15 protein-coding genes are annotated in these 16011 nt (G+C 66.0%); 11 read left to right on the plus strand and 4 right to left on the minus strand.

What is annotated here, in order from left to right:
• Positions 1-60: 60 nt before the first annotated feature.
• From TQ98_RS09730 to TQ98_RS09745, 4 genes are all read right to left on the minus strand, one after another.
• On the minus strand, positions 61-1686 hold the full coding sequence (locus tag TQ98_RS09730; RefSeq protein ID WP_044875229.1) for a methyl-accepting chemotaxis protein: 1626 nt from the start codon (positions 1684-1686) through the stop codon (positions 61-63).
• 193 nt (positions 1687-1879) lie between these two features.
• A complete protein-coding gene (fabB, locus tag TQ98_RS09735; RefSeq protein WP_044875230.1) occupies positions 1880-3097 on the minus strand; it encodes a beta-ketoacyl-ACP synthase I in 1218 nt (405 codons plus the stop codon).
• Positions 3098-3108: 11 nt separating this feature from the next.
• Positions 3109-3624 carry a 3-hydroxyacyl-[acyl-carrier-protein] dehydratase FabA gene (gene fabA / locus TQ98_RS09740; RefSeq protein WP_044875231.1) on the minus strand — a complete coding sequence of 172 codons (516 nt, stop codon included), beginning with the start codon at positions 3622-3624 and terminating at the stop codon, positions 3109-3111.
• Positions 3625-3890: 266 nt separating this feature from the next.
• Entirely contained in the window at positions 3891-5798 is a 1908-nt protein-coding gene (locus TQ98_RS09745; RefSeq protein WP_044875232.1) for an ATP-binding protein, read from the minus strand.
• Positions 5799-6145: 347 nt separating this feature from the next.
• Here TQ98_RS09745 and TQ98_RS09750 point away from each other — a divergent pair, with 347 nt between their 5' ends.
• From TQ98_RS09750 to TQ98_RS09800, 11 genes are all read left to right on the plus strand, one after another.
• The gene (locus TQ98_RS09750; protein ID WP_044875233.1) at positions 6146-7168 is read left to right on the plus strand and encodes an NAD(P)H-dependent glycerol-3-phosphate dehydrogenase; all 1023 of its coding nucleotides are present in this window, start codon (positions 6146-6148) and stop codon (positions 7166-7168) included.
• Positions 7169-7196: 28 nt separating this feature from the next.
• A complete protein-coding gene (locus TQ98_RS09755) occupies positions 7197-7544 on the plus strand; it encodes a DUF4389 domain-containing protein (RefSeq protein ID WP_044875234.1) in 348 nt (115 codons plus the stop codon).
• On the plus strand, positions 7541-8005 hold the full coding sequence (sixA, locus tag TQ98_RS09760; RefSeq protein WP_044875235.1) for a phosphohistidine phosphatase SixA: 465 nt from the start codon (positions 7541-7543) through the stop codon (positions 8003-8005). Before TQ98_RS09755 ends, sixA begins: the two co-directional genes overlap by 4 nt.
• 104 nt (positions 8006-8109) lie before the next feature.
• Positions 8110-9777 carry an AMP-binding protein gene (locus TQ98_RS09765; RefSeq protein ID WP_044875236.1) on the plus strand — a complete coding sequence of 556 codons (1668 nt, stop codon included), beginning with the start codon at positions 8110-8112 and terminating at the stop codon, positions 9775-9777.
• A gap of 47 nt (positions 9778-9824) precedes the next feature.
• Positions 9825-10268 (plus strand): hotdog fold thioesterase, encoded by a 444-nt coding sequence (locus tag TQ98_RS09770; protein WP_044875237.1) that lies wholly within the window; start codon positions 9825-9827, stop codon positions 10266-10268.
• Between the two features lie 213 nt (positions 10269-10481).
• Positions 10482-11285, plus strand: a complete 804-nt coding sequence (locus TQ98_RS09775; RefSeq protein WP_044875238.1) for an AraC family transcriptional regulator — start codon at positions 10482-10484, stop codon at positions 11283-11285.
• Between the two features lie 43 nt (positions 11286-11328).
• Complete coding sequence (locus TQ98_RS09780; RefSeq protein WP_044875239.1) at positions 11329-11979, plus strand: LysE family translocator; 651 nt, start codon at positions 11329-11331, stop codon at positions 11977-11979.
• Positions 11980-12064: 85 nt separating this feature from the next.
• On the plus strand, positions 12065-12868 hold the full coding sequence (locus TQ98_RS09785; RefSeq protein WP_044875240.1) for an alpha/beta hydrolase: 804 nt from the start codon (positions 12065-12067) through the stop codon (positions 12866-12868).
• Complete coding sequence (locus TQ98_RS09790) at positions 12865-13728, plus strand: alpha/beta fold hydrolase (protein WP_044875241.1); 864 nt, start codon at positions 12865-12867, stop codon at positions 13726-13728. Before TQ98_RS09785 ends, TQ98_RS09790 begins: the two co-directional genes overlap by 4 nt.
• 169 nt (positions 13729-13897) lie before the next feature.
• Entirely contained in the window at positions 13898-14701 is an 804-nt protein-coding gene (locus tag TQ98_RS09795) for a DUF4892 domain-containing protein (protein ID WP_044875500.1), read from the plus strand.
• Positions 14702-14795: 94 nt separating this feature from the next.
• The gene (locus TQ98_RS09800; protein WP_044875242.1) at positions 14796-15884 is read left to right on the plus strand and encodes an AI-2E family transporter; all 1089 of its coding nucleotides are present in this window, start codon (positions 14796-14798) and stop codon (positions 15882-15884) included.
• Positions 15885-16011: the final 127 nt, after the last annotated feature.

The following is a 16011-nucleotide window of genomic DNA, read 5'->3' on the forward strand; positions in this document are numbered from 1 at the left end:
CTCCTTGTTGGGCCTCTCCTCGGTCCAACCTACGGCAGGTCCGCGACCTGTTTTGCGAGTTCAGACCACGAAGCGCGCGATCATCCGGTTGAGCTCGACCGCCAGCCGCGACAATTCGTGGGTGGCCGCCGACGTCTGGTCGGCGCCGGACGAGGTCTGTACCGAGAGGTCGCGGATGTTCACCAGGTTGCGGTCTACTTCGCGGGCCACCTGGGCCTGCTGTTCGGCGGCGGTGGCGATGAGCAGGGTGCGTTCGTTGATCTCCCCGGCCTGCCGGGCAATCTCATGCAGGGCCTGGCCGGCACCTTCGGCGACCTTCAGCATCTCCCGCGCCTTGAGGTCGCTCTGGTTCATCGCGCCGACCGCCGCATCGGAGCCGGTCTGGATCGCGGCGATCATCTGTTCGATCTCGCGGGTCGAATCCTGGGTACGGTGCGCAAGCGCGCGCACCTCGTCCGCCACCACGGCGAAGCCGCGCCCCTGTTCGCCCGCCCTGGCCGCTTCGATGGCCGCGTTGAGCGCCAGCAGGTTGGTCTGCTCGGCGATGGCGCGGATCACGTCCAGCACCGTGGCGATGCCCTGGGCCTGGCCGGCGAGATCCGCCACCAATTGCGTGGTGCGGGCAACCTCCTGGCTCATGCCGCGAATGGCCTGCACGGTTTCCTCGACCCGTTCACGCCCGGTGCGGGCCACGTCCTCGGAAGCGATCGAAGCATCGGAGGTGGAGGCTGCGTTGCGCGCCACTTCATCCACCGCCGTGCTCATCTGGTTGACGGCGGTGGCGGCCATCTCGATCTCGTCGTGCTGGCGGTTCAGCGAGCGGTTGCCTTCCTCGGTCACGGCGTTCAACTGTTCCGCCGCTGAAGCGAGCTGGGTGGCTGAATGGCCGATCTGTTCGATGGTGTCGTGCAGATGCTGCTGCATGGTCTGCAGGGCCTGCATCAGTCTGGCGGGCTCGTCGCGGCCGGTGGTGTCGAGATCGCCGGTGAGGTCACCGCCAGCCACCCGCTCTGCGGTGCGCATGGCTGCTCGGATGGGGCTCACGATGCTCTGGGTCAGCAGCCAGGCGATGGTGATGCTGGCCAGCACCGCCAGCAGCATTACCAGCACCACGGAGCGGGTGGCATCGCTGACGACCTTGTCGCCGAGGCGGCTGGAAACCTGCGCCTGTCGATGGTCGAGGTCGATCAATGCCGCCAGGCTGCGTGACAGGCTCTCATAGCGCTCGTTCTGCTCGCCGCGAATCAGCGCATAGGCACGCTCGGTATCGTTGCGCCGTGACAGCTTCAACAGGGCCTTGTGGCTGTCCATGTAATCGCGAGTGGCGTCGAGGATGTCCTCGAACAGCTGCTTTTCGTCCGGCAGCGCCAGCAGCGGCCGGTAGGCCTGCTCCACCTTCGCCAGCTCGACGAGCAATTCATTCATGCGCCGTTCCTGGGCATCCATGGCCGCGTCGTCCTGGGCCAGCACGTGGTTCATTTCGCTGAGGCGGAACTCCGCCATGAGCAGGCCCATCTGGCCGGAAGCCTGGACACTGGGCAGCCAGATCTCGCTGATCTGGGTGGAGGCTTGGTTGATGGCGGCCATGCGGTTGTGGGCGAATGCGCCGAGGCCGACCAGCATCAGGGTGATGATGGCGAAGCCGATGGCTGCGCGGTAGGCGATGGGGATTTGGCGAAGGAACATGCGTCTACTCCGATCCGGGACTGGGTGGGTGTTGCTGGTCCCTGTAGCGGAGGAGCGCGGCGGTTCTTGATGGCGAAAACAGCGGTTCGGAAAAGCCCTACAAGGCTTACGGAAAGCGGGCTCCGGACGGGCCCGGAAACGACAACGCCCGTATCCGGGGATACGGGCGTTGCGGGTGTTACGCGAAGGCGGGTCAGCCTTTGAAGCGCTTCAGTACCAGGGTGGCGTTGGTGCCGCCGAAGCCGAAGCTGTTGGACATGACGGTGTCGATCGTGGCGTTCTCGCGGGTCTCGCGCAGGATCGGCAGGTCAGCCACTTCAGGGTCCAGCTCGTCGATGTTGGCCGAGCCAGCCATGAAGTTGCCTTCCATCATCAGCAGGCAGTAGATGGCTTCCTGCACGCCGGCGGCGCCCAGGGAGTGGCCGGACAGGCTCTTGGTGGAGCTGATGGCCGGAGCCTTGTCCTTGAACACTTCACGTACGCCGCGGATTTCCGCCACGTCGCCCACCGGGGTGGAGGTGCCGTGGGTGTTCAGGTAGTCGATCGGGGTGTCGACGGTGGACAGCGCCTGCTGCATGCAGCGGATGGCGCCTTCGCCGCTCGGGGCAACCATGTCGTAGCCGTCGGAAGTGGCGCCGTAGCCGACGATTTCGGCGTAGATCTTGGCGCCGCGCTTCAGGGCGTGTTCCAGTTCCTCGACCACCACCATGCCGCCGCCGCCGGCGATGACGAAGCCGTCACGCTTGGCGTCGTAGGCGCGAGAGGCCTTCTCGGGGGTTTCGTTGTACTGGGTGGAGAGGGCGCCCATGGCGTCGAACAGGCAGCTCTGGCTCCAATGTTCTTCTTCACCGCCGCCGGCGAAGACCATGTCCTGCTTGCCCAGCTGGATCTGCTCCATGGCCTGGCCGATGCAGTGTGCGCTGGTGGCGCAGGCGGAGGAGATGGAGAAGTTCACGCCCTTGATCTGGAAGGGGGTGGCCAGGCAGGCGGAAACGGTGCTGCCCATGGTGCGGGTCACGCGGTACGGACCAACGCGCTTGACGCCCTTTTCGCGCAGGGTGTCGATGGCTTCCATCTGGTTGACGGTGGAAGCGCCGCCGGAGCCGGCGATCAGGCCCACGCGCGGGTTGGAGACCTGCTCGGCGGTCAGGCCGGCATCTTCGATGGCCTGCTGCATCGCCAGGTAGGCGTAGGCAGCGGCATCGCCCATGAAGCGGAAGATCTTGCGATCGATCAGCTCTTCCAGGTTCAGGTTGACGGAGCCCGATACCTGGCTGCGCAGACCCATTTCCGCGTAGGACGGGTTATGGCGGATACCGGAACGGCCGGTGCGCAGGTTCTCGGAGACGGTGGCTTTGTCAGTGCCCAGGCAGGAAACAATGCCCAGGCCAGTGATCACGACGCGACGCATGCGGATGTCCTTCAGAAGCTGTCGGTAGAGGTGAACAGGCCGACGCGCAGGCCTTCGGCGCTGTAGATCTCGCGGCCATCGACGGCAACGGTGCCATCGGCGATGCCGAGGATCAGCGAACGATTAATAGTGCGCTTGATGTGGATGGTGTAGGTGATCTTTTTCGCGGACGGCAGGACCTGGCCGAAGAACTTCACTTCGCCGGAGCCGAGGGCGCGGCCACGGCCGGGGTTGCCCTGCCAGCCGAGGAAGAAACCAACCAGCTGCCACATGGCGTCGAGGCCGAGGCAGCCGGGCATGACCGGGTCGCCTTCGAAGTGGCAGGCGAAGAACCACAGGTCGGGATTGATATCGAGCTCGGCGACGATCTCGCCTTTGCCGTACTTCCCGCCGGTTTCGCTGATGTGCACGATGCGGTCGATCATCAGCATGTTGGGGGCGGGCAGTTGCGCATTACCCGGGCCGAACAGCTCGCCGCGGCTGCAGCGCAGCAAATCTTCCCGGGTATAGGCGTTTTGTTTGGTCATGCGAGCTCCTCAATGGTCCCCGTTCGACACAGGGCTTTGCATTCATCCTTCTGCCGTGGCCGTTGTTAGGGGGCGTCAGGCGGCAGACTAGTCATAGACTGTTGCGTTGCGGTGAAAGTCACAGAGTGGCGAGAACAGTTGTTCACTTGAATGCCGTCAACCCGCCGGAACAGGCCGGCAGGGGCTCCCCCGCTCGCAAAGCGTGGTGCACTTTAACATCCCCGGGCACTCGACGAATGTCTGGAAACGGCACCTTTTTTCAGGAATCAGTCCGACGGCCTGCTCAGCCAGCGCTGCATCACCCGCAGCAGGTCGGCGCGCTTGAAGGGCTTGGCCAGGTAATCGTTCATGCCGGCGGCCAGGCAGGCCTCGCGATCGCCCTGCAGGGCGTTGGCGGTGAGGGCGATGATCGGCAGCGCCGCGCCGCCATTCATCTGGCGAATCTGCCGCGTGGCCTCGTAGCCATCCAGCACCGGCAGCCGGCAATCCATGAGGATCGCCGCATAATCGTGGCGCGATGCCTGGTGTACCGCCTGGGCGCCATCCCCCACCAGGCTGACCTGGTAGCCGAGGCTGCGCAGCATGGCCTCGATCACCGTCTGGTTCACCGGGTTGTCCTCCACCAACAGCACGTGCTGGCCACTGCCTTCGCTGTTCTGGGTGCCATTGCCGGCTTCCGCTTCCGCGCCCTGGGTGCGGAACGGCAGGGGAATCTCCAGGGTGAAGATCGAGCCGGAACCCTGTCGGCTTTCCGCCCGCAGGGTTCCACCCATGCGTTCGGCCAGGGTGCGGGCGATGGGCAGACCGAGGCCTGTTCCACCGTAGCGGCGGGAGATCGAGTGATCGGCCTGTTGGAAGGCGTCGAACATGTGCTCCAGGCGATCCGCCGGGATGCCGATGCCGCTGTCATGCACCGCGCAGGTGAGCCAGAGCACCTCGCTGTCCAGTGCCTGCCAGCGGGTTTCCACCTTGATGCCGCCTTCTTCGGTGAATTTCAGCGCGTTACCCACCAGATTGACGAGGATCTGCCGCAATCGAGTCGGGTCTCCCTGGACCTCGACCCGTTCCAGTCCGCCCTGGGTATCCAGGGTCAGGGCCAATCCGCGTTGCTGGGCGCTGTGCTGGAACACCTGCACCGAGCCGAGGATCAGGTCCAGCAGGTTGAAGGGGATTCGCTCCAGCTCCAGGGCACCGCGTTCGATTCGGGAGAAGTCGAGGATGTCGTTGATCACCTTCAGCAAGTGCTCGGTGGATTCCGTGGCCAGGGCGGCATACTCCGCCTGTTCGTCGGTCATTTCCGTGGTTTCCAGCAGTTGCAGCATGCCCAGCACGCCATTCATGGGCGTACGCAGTTCGTGACTCATCATGGCGAGGAAGTCGGATTTGGCGCGGTTGGCCATTTCCGCTTCCTCGCGGGCCTTGATCAACTGGTCCATCGACTGCTGCTGTTCCTGGCTGGCCTGCTCCAGGCCGCTGGCGAGGTTGTTGATGTGCCGGCCCAGGTCACCCAGTTCGCTGTCATCCACCACAGGCAGGCTGGCGCTGTAATTGCCGTCCTGGATGGCTTTGACCGCCTCACCCATGGCGCTGATGGGTTGCGACAGGCCGGTAGCCAGGCGGCGGGCGAGGAGGAAGGTGAGGAGGAGAGCGACCAGGGCCAGCACGGTCGCCTTGAAGAGGATTTCCTGCTGGCGGCTGCTGAAGGCGTCGTTGGACATGCCCACCACTACCCGGCCCAGGTAATTGCCGTCATTGCTGCGGCTATCCCCCCTGGCCAGGGTGCGCTGGGCCTGGAGGTGCACCTGCTGTTGGATGATGGGAGCGTGGAATACCTCAACCTGGGCGCCGGTCTTCTCCAGGCTTTCCTGCTGTTCCAGGTAGACCAGGATATTGTCGGCGCGGTCGCGTACTTCCAGGAAACGGACATGAGGCGTGCTCAGACTGGCCTGCAGCAGGCCTTCCAGGACCTGCAGATTGCCGGTAACCACGCCGTATTCGGCCGCCGGGGCGAGCTGGCTGGCAATGAGCTGGCCGGTGTGATTCAGCTCCTGGCGCAGGTCCTGCAGGCGGACGAAGGTGAAGAAACCTGTGAGCAGCAAGGTCAGCAGCAATGCCGGACCGAGGCTGATGAGCTGGGTGCGGGCGTGGATATCCCAGCGCTGCCGCAAGGTCATGGCCACGACGCTCCTGCAGCGGCGCATACCGGCAGCGGAGGGAACTTCAAGGAGCAGGGGGAGGGGGGGCACATCATCCTTCGGCCTCGATTCGGGGTCGTCCATGGGGACAGTTCTATGCTGGAACTCTAGTCCCGTTATGCCCCGGTGCTGTGGGAAATTTCGATACGCAGGCGTCTCGGCGCGCAAAAGGGGCCCCTGATGGACCTGCACCAGGCAAACCTGCGGCATCTTAACCGAGGTCGCCCGCTTTGCCAGCGCAAAGGCTCTGGATTGAGACTGGCTGGCCGGCGGCGGCGCCGTATAATGCGCAAATTCGCCATCCCAATGGCCTACATGGACCCGTTATGACTGAACAGCAACCCGTCGCGGTGCTCGGCGGCGGCAGCTTCGGCACCGCCATTGCCAACCTGCTGGCCGAGAACGGCCAGCGCGTGCGCCAGTGGATGCGCGACCCGGAGCAGGCCGAGGCGATCCGTACGCTGCGTGAAAATCCCCGCTACCTGAAGGGTGTAAAAGTCCATCCCGGCGTCGAACCGGACAACGACCTGCCTGCCGTGCTGGCCGATTGTGAGCTGGTGTTCGTCGCCGTTCCCTCCAGCGCCCTGCGCAAGGTGCTCGAGCCCGTGGCCGGGCAACTGGCCGGCAAGTTCCTGGTCAGCACCACCAAGGGCATCGAGGCGCAAAGCTTCAAGCTGATGAGCCAGATCCTCGAGGAAGTAGCCCCGAACGCCCGCATCGGCGTGATTTCCGGCCCCAACCTGGCCAAGGAGATCGCTGACCACGCCCTGACCGCCACCGTGGTCGCCAGCGAGGACACCGAACTCTGCCGGCGCGTGCAAGAAGCCCTGCACGGCCGCACCTTCCGCGTCTACGCCAGCCAGGATCGCTTCGGCGTCGAGCTGGGCGGCGCACTGAAGAACGTCTACGCCATCATGTCCGGCATGGCCGCCGCGCTGGGCATGGGCGAGAACACCAAGAGCATGCTCATCACCCGCGCCCTGGCGGAGATGACCCGCTTCGCGGTCAAGCTCGGTGCCAATCCCATGACGTTCCTCGGCCTTGCCGGCGTGGGCGACCTGATCGTCACCTGTTCCTCACCCAAGAGCCGCAACTACCAGGTGGGCTTCGCCCTCGGCGAAGGTCTCAGCCTGGAAGATGCCGTCGCGCGCCTCGGCGAAGTGGCCGAGGGGGTCAATACCCTCAAGGTCCTCAAGGTCCGCGCCGAAGAGCTGCAGGTCTACATGCCGCTGGTCGCGGGTCTGCATGCCATCCTTTTCGAGGGGCGTACGCTGGCTCAGGTGATCGAGGCATTGATGCGCGGCGAGCCCAAGACCGACGTAGACTTCATTCCAACCACCGGCTTCTGAGCCACGCATACGGACAAGGAGATTCCCCATGAATGAAGAGCGCGAAGACCTGCAGCGCGAGCACATCCTGCTGCGCGTCCTGTGGATGCTGATCTTCGTCATCGTCTGGCAACTGGCCGAGATCGTCCTCGGTGCCGTCGTCCTGCTGCAGCTGGGCTACCGTGCCTTCTATGGCGCGCCCAATGCCGGTCTGCTGTCCTTTGGCGACAGCCTGAGCCAGTACCTGGCGCAGATCGGCCGCTTCGGCACCTTCAACACCGAAGAGAAGCCCTGGCCGTTTGGCGACTGGCCCGAAGCCCGTGCGCCGGAAGGGGAGACCCCTCACGAAGTGCCGCCGGCTGCCCACCCTGTACGTGATGAAGAGCCCAAGCTGTGAGGCTCTGGCTGCTGCGCCACGGTGAGGCCGAACCTCGCGCACGCACCGATGCGGAGCGCGAGCTGACCCGCCACGGCCGCAAGGAAGTGCTGCACAGCGCCGCCCAACTCGCCGGGCGGCCACTGGGGGCGATATTGGCCAGCCCCTATGTGCGGGCGCAGCAGACCGCTGAACTGGTTCGTGATGCCCTGGGCTTCAGCGGCGCGGTGGGTACCGCGCCCTGGCTGACCCCGGACAGCGACCCCCGCGAAGCCCTGAATTTCCTCGCCGAACGCAGTGAGCAAGACCTGCTGTTGGTCACCCACAACCCCTTCGTCAGCGACCTGGCGGGCTTCCTGATCCATGGCCATCGCCAGGAACCGTTGCCCATGAGCACTGCCAGCCTGGTGGAGCTGGAAGGCGATGCGCTGCTCCCCGGTCTGATGTCCCTGCGCGCCTTGCATCACGTTCGCCATCACTGACAGAACGCAACATTTCTTAACTTGCGCCTCCTCCGGGTGCGTGGAATAGTCGACCAAGCAAGTGCTTGGTTGTCCCCCACAAAAAGAATAAAGGAGGAGGCCCTGTGGCTGATGCAGTCCGTTTGCCGCTTGAAGTGTTCTTCGAGCGTGAAGCCCGTCACCCGAACAAGCGCTACCTGGTCCAGCCCCTCGGCGGTGGCAGGATCGAGGAGCTGACCTGGGCTGAGGTGGGGGAGCAGGCCCGTCGGGCCGCCAGCTGGCTGCGGGGGCGCGAGCTGCCCCAGGGCAGCCGTATCGCGATCATTTCCAAGAACTGTGCCCACTGGATCATCGCCGACCTCGCCATCTGGATGGCCGGCCACGTTTCCGTCCCGCTCTATCCCAACCTCACTGCAGAGTCCGCCCGGCAGGTGCTGGCGCATTCCGAATCGGCCCTGGCCTTTGTCGGCAAGCTCGACGACTGGCCCGCCATGGCCGACGGCGTGCCCCAGGGCGTACCCACCATCGCGCTGCCGATTCACCCCGAGGGCGAGTTCGACTTCCGCTGGGCCGACCTGCAGGCCACCAACCCGATCCGGGACACCCCCAAAAGTGCGCCGGACCAGCTCGCCACCATCATCTACACCTCCGGCACCACCGGCACGCCCAAGGGCGTGATGCACAATTTCAGCAACTTCGCCTTTGCCGCCAGCCACGGGGTCAACCTGTTCGGCACCGGCGAGAACGACCGCCTCCTTTCCTACCTGCCGCTGTGCCACGTGGCCGAGCGGATGTTCGTCGAGATGGCGTCCCTCTACGCCGGGCAGACGGTGTTCTTCGCGGAAAGCCTGGACACCTTCCTGGACGACCTGCGTCGCGCCCGGCCCACCGCCATCTTCGGCGTGCCGAGGATCTGGACCAAGTTCCAGATGGGCGTGTACTCGAAGATGCCCGCACAGAAGCTGGATCGCCTGCTGAAGCTGCCCATCCTCGGCCGCATGGTTGGCCGCAAGGTGCTGGCCGGTCTCGGCCTGGACGCCGTGCGCTATGCCCTCTGCGGTGCCGCGCCGGTCCCCGGGGCGCTGCTGGACTGGTACAAGCGCCTGGGCCTCGAAGTGCTGGAGGTCTACGGCATGACCGAGAACTGCGGCTACTCCCACGTGTGCCGCAAGGGCGAGATGAAACTTGGCTGGATCGGCCGCAAGAGCCCGGGCGTCGAAGTCCGCATCAGCGAGGAGGGCGAAGTGCAGGTGCACAGCGGCGCCACCATGCAGGGTTACTTCAAGGACCCGGCCAGGACCGCCGAAACCCTCACCGAAGATGGCTATCTGCGCACCGGCGACAAGGGCGAGCAGGACACCGACGGTAACCTGCGCCTGACCGGCCGCATCAAGGAAATCTTCAAGACCAGCAAGGGCAAGTACGTCGCGCCGGCTCCCATCGAGAACCGCCTGGCGGTGCACCCGCGCATCGAGCAGGTCTGCGTGGTGGGCGATGGATTGCCGCAGCCCATGGCCCTTTGCGTGTTGTCCGACGTGGGCCGGCAGGAAGCGGCCAACAGCGCCCGGGCGGAGCTGGAGGTCAGCCTGCGCAGCCTGCTGGAGCAGGTCAATGGCGACCTCGACAAGCACGAGCGTTTGCAAGGGCTGGTGCTGGTCAAGGACGTCTGGGCGGTGGACAACGGCTTCCTCACCCCAACGCTGAAGATCAAGCGCAGCATGGTGGAAGACGCCTATGGCAAGCGCTTCCCCGAATGGCTCGAACGCCGGGAAGCGGTTGTCTGGCACGAGTGATCCAGCCCGGCCGGGACCCCGTCCCGGCCCCATCAAGGAGCGACCCCATGGCCCTGTGGCGCCAGACACCCGATCTCGCGAAGCTCAACGAATCCCTGAAGAACACCATCGGCGAAGGCCTGGATATCCGCTTCGAAGCCTTCGATGACGAATCCCTGACCGCCAGCATGGTGGTGGACTCACGCACCCACCAGCCGTACGGCCTGCTCCACGGTGGCGCCTCCGTGGTGTTGGCGGAGACCGTGGGGTCCACCGCGAGCTACCAGTGCATCGATACCAGCCGCTTCTATTGCGTCGGCCTGGAGATCAATGCCAATCACCTGCGCGGCCTGCGCAGCGGTCGCGTCACCGCCGTCGCCCGCCCGGTGCACCTGGGGCGCACCACCCACGTCTGGGACATCCGCCTTGCGGGTGACGATGGCAAACCCAGCTGTATCTCCCGCCTGACCATGGCGATCGTTCCGCTTGGGACGGAGCCTCCGCGTGCCTGAGCAAGGCACGTGCGTAGGGTGGACCACGCTTCCTCGGTCCACCATCGGCGGCATTGGCAGGCATCGAAAGGTGGAAATGAAGAGCGATTTCCACCCTACGAAACGCTGCACGCAATTCCGTGGGGCGGGCTTTAGCCCACCAATGGAGGCCGCCCTGTCGGTCCCGCAATTTTGTCCAAGAATCCCGCCCGGCCACGGCGTAAAGTGGCGCCCATGGACCAGACTCATCACATCCCCAGCTGCCTACCCGGCGTTCGCCTGATCGACGCCCAGCACCAGCGCTTCAGCTTCCCCCGGCACTTCCACCTGGAGTACCACCTGGGGCTGGTTGTGCGCGGCCGGCAGCGCTACGTGCACCAGGGAGAAAGCCACCAGGCCGACACCGGGGATGTGCTGCTGATGGCGCCGGAGCAGATCCACGATGGCGCCGGCGTCGACGGCCAGGGTTATCAGATCCGCGTGCTGGCCTTTGATCCCCAGTGGCTGGACGACGCCAGCCGTACCCTCAGCGATGACCGCCAGGGTGCGCCGCGCCTGACCACCAGCATCCTTCGCGACGCCGGACTGCGCGGCCAGTTGCAAGGCCTGCACGGTGCGTTGCTGCAGGGCTCGCGACTGGAGCAGGAGAGCCTGCTCTGGCCGGCCCTGGCCAACCTGCTGGAGCAGGGTTCCACCCTGCGTGTCCGCGAGCCGGACCAGGGCTTTGATGGGCGGACCTGGAAGCAACTGCGGGACTGGCTGGAATCCCGCCTGGACTCACCGCCTCCCCTGGAGGAGTTGGCCGCCTTCTGCTGCCTCAGCCCTTGGCAGGCATTGCGACGCTTCAACCGCCAGTGCGGGCTGCCGCCCCACCAGTGGCTGACGCAGTTGCGCCTGGAGCGCGCGCTGCCACGGGTGCTGCGTGGCGAGAACCTGAGCGAAGTGGCGCTGGACCTGGGCTTCTACGACCAGGCGCACTTCTCGCGGCTGTTCCGCCGCACCTACGGACTGCCACCGGCGAAGCTGCGCAGCCGCTGATCCGCCCATACCGCTGAATCCCCCTACATCCTGGAGAACTTCCATGCAGGAGACTTCCGTCTTGCTGTCATTGGCGGCCGTGTTCGCCATCGCCCTGATCAGCCCCGGCCCCGATGTCGCACTGGTGGTCCGCACCGCCGTGCACCAGGGCCGCCGTGCCGGCTTGCTCAGCGCCCTGGGACTGAGCTGCGGCATCCTCATCCACGGCACCCTGGTGCTCACCGGCGTGGCGCTGCTGGTCAGCCGCTCGCCGATCCTCTTCGATCTGCTGCAACTGATCGGTGCTGCCTACCTGGGATGGCTCGGCGTCGGTGCAGTGCGGGCCTGGTTCAAGCGCAGGGAGGGTGGAGGCGGGCGGCTCGACGGCGTGTTGCCGCCGTCCACCCTGGGGCCCTGGCTGCGAGGACTGGCCACCAACCTGTTCAATCCCAAGGCCCTGGTGTTCTTCCTCGCGCTGCTGACGGGGTTGATCCCGGCGGAGATGTCCATTGCCGGCAAGCTGGGCGCTGCCGCCATCCTGTTCGGCATGGGCCTGGCCTGGTTCAGCCTGCTGGGCCTGGTGCTCACGCGTCGCCGCAACCAGCAGCTCCTGCTGCGCGCCGCGCCCGCCATCGACCTGGCCTGTGGCCTGGTGTTCCTGATGGTGGCGCTGGGCTTGGCAGGACGGCTGCTGGCACTGGGAGTTTGGCAGTAGCGCCATCATCACTGGCGGTTACGGTCATTGCCGCGAGAACGAGGCTGCCGGAAAATTCCCGGCATTCCCCGACGAGCCGGACGCCATGCACACCATCTTCTTCGCCCACGCCAACGGCTTTCCCTCGGCCACCTACGGCAAGCTGTTCGCTGCCCTGGCCCCGGAGTTCCGCGTCGAACACCTGGAACAGCACGGCCATGACCCACGCTTCCCGGTAAACGACAACTGGGAGAACCTGGTGGACGAACTCATCCACCACCTGGAAGGACAGGTCGAGCCGGTCTGGGGCCTGGGCCATTCCCTCGGCGGCGTGCTGCACTACCACGCCGCCCTGCGCCGGCCCGATCTCTATCGCGGCGTGGTGATGCTGGATTCGCCGGTCCTGACCCTTGCCGACCGCATCGTCATCCGCGCCGCCAAGCGCTTCGGCTTCATCGACCGCATCACCCCGGCAGGCCGTACCCTGGGGCGCCGCGAGGAGTTCGGCGACTTCAACGAAGCCCGTGACTACTTCGCCGGCAAGACCCTGTTCCGCCGCTTCGACCCGGACTGCCTGGACGCCTACGTGCGTCACGGCCTTGCACACCAGGGAGAAAGCCTGCGGCTGAAATTCGACGCGGCCACCGAGATCAGCATCTACCGCAGCGTGCCCCACCGCACGCCGGGCCGCCCGCAGCAACTCCAGGTGCCCCTGGCCCTGGTGCGCGGGCGTCACAGCAAGGTGGTGCTGCCCCACCACGCGCGGCTGGTGAAGCGGGTGCCGCAAGGGGAGTACCTGTCCCTTCCGGGCGGGCACATGTTCCCCCTGGAGCGCCCCCAGGAAACCGCCGAACTGCTCAAGTCCGTATTTGGCCGCTGGGACGGCCGTCGCCAGGAGGCCAGCGCATGACTGCCCAGGTCGAAGAAATCCGCCTCAACCTGCCCCACATCGAGCTGGCGGCGCACCTCTACGGCCCGGAAGACGGCCCGCGGGTGATCGCCCTCCATGGCTGGCTCGACAACGCCAACAGCTTCGCGCGCCTGGCCCCGCGCCTGCCGGGTCTGCGCATCGCCGCCCTGGACTTCGCCGGCCACGGCCATTCCGCCCACCGTGCGTCGGGTGCCAGCTACCTGCTCTGGGACTACGTCGCCGATGTGCTGCTGGTGGCTGAACAGCTCGGCTGGGAGCGCTTCTCCCTGCTGGGCCACTCGATGGGCGCCATCGTCTCGGTGATGCTCGCCGCCTCCATGCCGGAACGGGTGGAGCGCCTGGCCCTGATCGACGGCCTGATGCCCTATACGGGCGAGGCCGACCAGGCGCCGGCCAAGCTCGGCGAGGCCCTGCGCGCCCAGCTGGCCCTGGCGGGCAAGCGCAAGCCGGTCTATGCCGATGCCGACCGTGCAGTGGAGGCGCGCATGCGCGGCACCGGCGGCGTCAGCCGCGAGGCTGCGGAACTGCTCGCCCAGCGCGGCCTGATGCCGGTCGCGGGTGGCTACACCTGGCGCACTGATAATCGCCTGACCCTGCCATCGCCCCTGCGCCTGACCCGTGCCCACGCCCTGGCCTTCGCCCGAGCGGTGCAGTGCCCGGCCATGCTGGTGCTGGCCGAGCAGGGGCTGCTTGAGGTGGAACCCCGCTTCGCTGGCCTGCTGGAGGGCCTGTCCATGGAAGTACGGCGGCTTCCGGGCAAGCACCACCTGCATCTGGATGACGACGCCGGTGCTCAGGCTGTAGCAGACTGTTTCAATCCCTTCTTCGCCCCTTCTTGACTTGCCCCTGCCAACTGGGGAGGCTTGCGGCCTTTTCGCCAAGGAGCAGTGGGATGATGGACCTTCACGGAATTCGGATGTCGGAAGGCGAGGCCAGCGGCGCGTGGCAGGCAAACGTCGCAAAGCTGGTCCAGACTGCTGATTCCAGGAAGATTCGATAAGGATGCGCATGCGCCTCACCCTACTTGCCGGCCTGCTGCTGTCCGCATCCGTCCAGGCTGCCGATCTGCCCGACAGCCATGACCTGGCGGCGCTGCCGCGTTTCCCCCACGCCGAGATCACCGACTTCAGCGAGACCCCGGACCAGGAGCGGGTCTACCCGCAAAGCTCCATCCGCCGCATCAGCAACCAGTTGCGCATGGAACGCAAGGTGGATGCCGAGGGCAGACAAACCTCGGTGACCTACCGGCTACCCGCTGGGCACAGCTCCACCGACGCCTTCGATCGTGCCCGCCAGGATTTGCTGGCCGGCGGCGCCGAACTGCTCTACTGGTGCCAGGGCCGTGATTGCGGCTCCAGCAACCTCTGGGCGAACGCCATCTTCGGTAACTCCAAGCTCTACGGCCCGGACGAACAGCAGGCCTACCTGCTGCTGCGCCTGGCCGAACCGCGTCAGGACAGCCTGCTGGCCCTCTACAGCATCACGCGTGGCAATCGCCGTGGCTACCTGCATGCCGAGCAGTTGGATGCCACCGCGCCCCTGGGCGAGCTGCTGCCCACACCGGACACGCTCATGCGCGAGCTGAAGAGCAGCGGAGAACTGCACCTGGCGCGCCTGCCGGCCGAGCCGCCCGCCGTCTGGGCGACCCTGCTGGCGCGCTGCCTGAACCTCGACAGCACCCTGCGCATCAGCCTGGCCGGGACGGGCGCCGAAGCCTGGCGCGAGGCGCTGGTGGGGCAGGGCGTTCGTGCGTCACGCCTCGAACTGGGCGAGGGCAGGGAGCCTGGCCTTCACTTGAACCTGCTGCGCTGAGAAACGCGCGGCACGAGTTTCTATGCTTGTTCCTGCCGGACGCGATGCGCCGTGACGGGCACGAGCCCTCCCTACAAGCTGGAGTGATTCAGGGATGTTGAACAACGACCGACTCTTGGTGCAGATCCTCCTGCTGGCGCTATTGGGTGCCAGCGTCTGGGTCCTCGCCCCCTTCGTCTCGGCACTGTTCTGGGCGGCCGTGCTCGCCTTCGCCAACTGGCCGCTGATGCGTCTGCTGAGCAACCTGCTGAAGGGCCGCGAATCCGCCGCCGCCGCACTGCTCACGGCGGGTTGGATGGTACTGGTGGCGCTTCCGCTGGTGTGGCTGCTGGGCAGTCTGGCCGACCATGTGCGCGATGCCACTGTGCTGGTGAAGGACGTGCAGATGGAAGGCCTGCCGCCACCGCCGGACTGGTTGCAGCAGATCCCCATGGTGGGCGAGCGTCTGGTGCGGATCTGGCATTCCATCGATGCCCAGGGGGCGGCCTTCTTCGCCAGCCTGCGGCCCTACATGGGGCAGGCCGGCAACTGGCTGCTGACCCGCAGCGCGCAAGTTGGCGGCGGCATGGTGGAACTGGTGCTGAGCCTGGTGCTGGTGTTCTTCTTCTACCGCGACGGCCCGCGCATGGCGCTGTTCGTCGAGAAGGCGCTGGAGCGCCTGATCGGTGATCGCGCCGAGCATTACCTGGAATTGGTGGCCGGCACCGTGCAGCGGGTGGTCAACGGTGTCATCGGCACCGCCGCCGCCCAGGCAGTGCTGGCCCTGATCGGCTTCTGGATCGCCGGCGTGCCCGGCGCCCTGGTGCTGGGCATCGTCACCTTCGCCCTCAGCCTGATCCCCATGGGCCCACCCCTGGTCTGGGTGCCGGCGACCGCCTGGCTCGCCTGGCATGGCGACTATGGCTACGCGGTGTTCCTTGGCATCTGGGGCATGTTCGTCATCAGCGGCGTGGACAACGTCCTCAAGCCCTACCTCATCAGCCGTGGCGGCAACCTGCCGCTGGTGGTGGTGCTGCTCGGTGTGTTCGGCGGCATCCTCGCCTTCGGCTTCATGGGCCTGTTCCTCGGCCCGACCCTCCTGGCCGTGGCCTACAGCCTCATCTCCGACTGGATCGGCCAGCCGCAGTCCCAACTCGCGGTCCCCCAGGAAAAAACGAAGGACAAGGAAGACCGGCCATCCTGAGGATTGCGGCGGCTTGCCGTTCAAGAGGCTGAATGGGGCAGGGCGGCTGCCGCTGTGCACAAAAAACCGCCACACCCTTGCGGGAAACCCTTCTGGGATTCAGACCCAGCGCAATGACTAGGCTCAG

Origin of the sequence: Pseudomonas sp. LFM046, from assembly GCF_000949385.2 — a bacterium.
In the GTDB taxonomy this organism is placed as follows: domain Bacteria; phylum Pseudomonadota; class Gammaproteobacteria; order Pseudomonadales; family Pseudomonadaceae; genus Metapseudomonas.

Bases quoted from the DNA above. Each gene is read 5' to 3' on its own strand.
- TQ98_RS09750 (WP_044875233.1), top strand. From the start codon at position 6,146: ATGACTGAACAGCAACCCGTCGCGGTGCTCGGCGGCGGCAGCTTCGGC.
- TQ98_RS09795 (WP_044875500.1), top strand. From the start codon at position 13,898: ATGCGCCTCACCCTACTTGCCGGCCTGCTGCTGTCCGCATCCGTCCAG.
- fabB (WP_044875230.1), bottom strand. From the start codon at position 3,097: ATGCGTCGCGTCGTGATCACTGGCCTGGGCATTGTTTCCTGCCTGGGC.
- TQ98_RS09790 (WP_044875241.1), top strand. From the start codon at position 12,865: ATGACTGCCCAGGTCGAAGAAATCCGCCTCAACCTGCCCCACATCGAG.
- TQ98_RS09755 (WP_044875234.1), top strand. From the start codon at position 7,197: ATGAATGAAGAGCGCGAAGACCTGCAGCGCGAGCACATCCTGCTGCGC.
- TQ98_RS09800 (WP_044875242.1), top strand. From the start codon at position 14,796: ATGTTGAACAACGACCGACTCTTGGTGCAGATCCTCCTGCTGGCGCTA.
- TQ98_RS09730 (WP_044875229.1), bottom strand. From the start codon at position 1,686: ATGTTCCTTCGCCAAATCCCCATCGCCTACCGCGCAGCCATCGGCTTC.
- TQ98_RS09775 (WP_044875238.1), top strand. From the start codon at position 10,482: ATGGACCAGACTCATCACATCCCCAGCTGCCTACCCGGCGTTCGCCTG.
- TQ98_RS09785 (WP_044875240.1), top strand. From the start codon at position 12,065: ATGCACACCATCTTCTTCGCCCACGCCAACGGCTTTCCCTCGGCCACC.
- TQ98_RS09745 (WP_044875232.1), bottom strand. From the start codon at position 5,798: ATGACCTTGCGGCAGCGCTGGGATATCCACGCCCGCACCCAGCTCATC.
- TQ98_RS09780 (WP_044875239.1), top strand. From the start codon at position 11,329: ATGCAGGAGACTTCCGTCTTGCTGTCATTGGCGGCCGTGTTCGCCATC.
- TQ98_RS09770 (WP_044875237.1), top strand. From the start codon at position 9,825: ATGGCCCTGTGGCGCCAGACACCCGATCTCGCGAAGCTCAACGAATCC.
- fabA (WP_044875231.1), bottom strand. From the start codon at position 3,624: ATGACCAAACAAAACGCCTATACCCGGGAAGATTTGCTGCGCTGCAGC.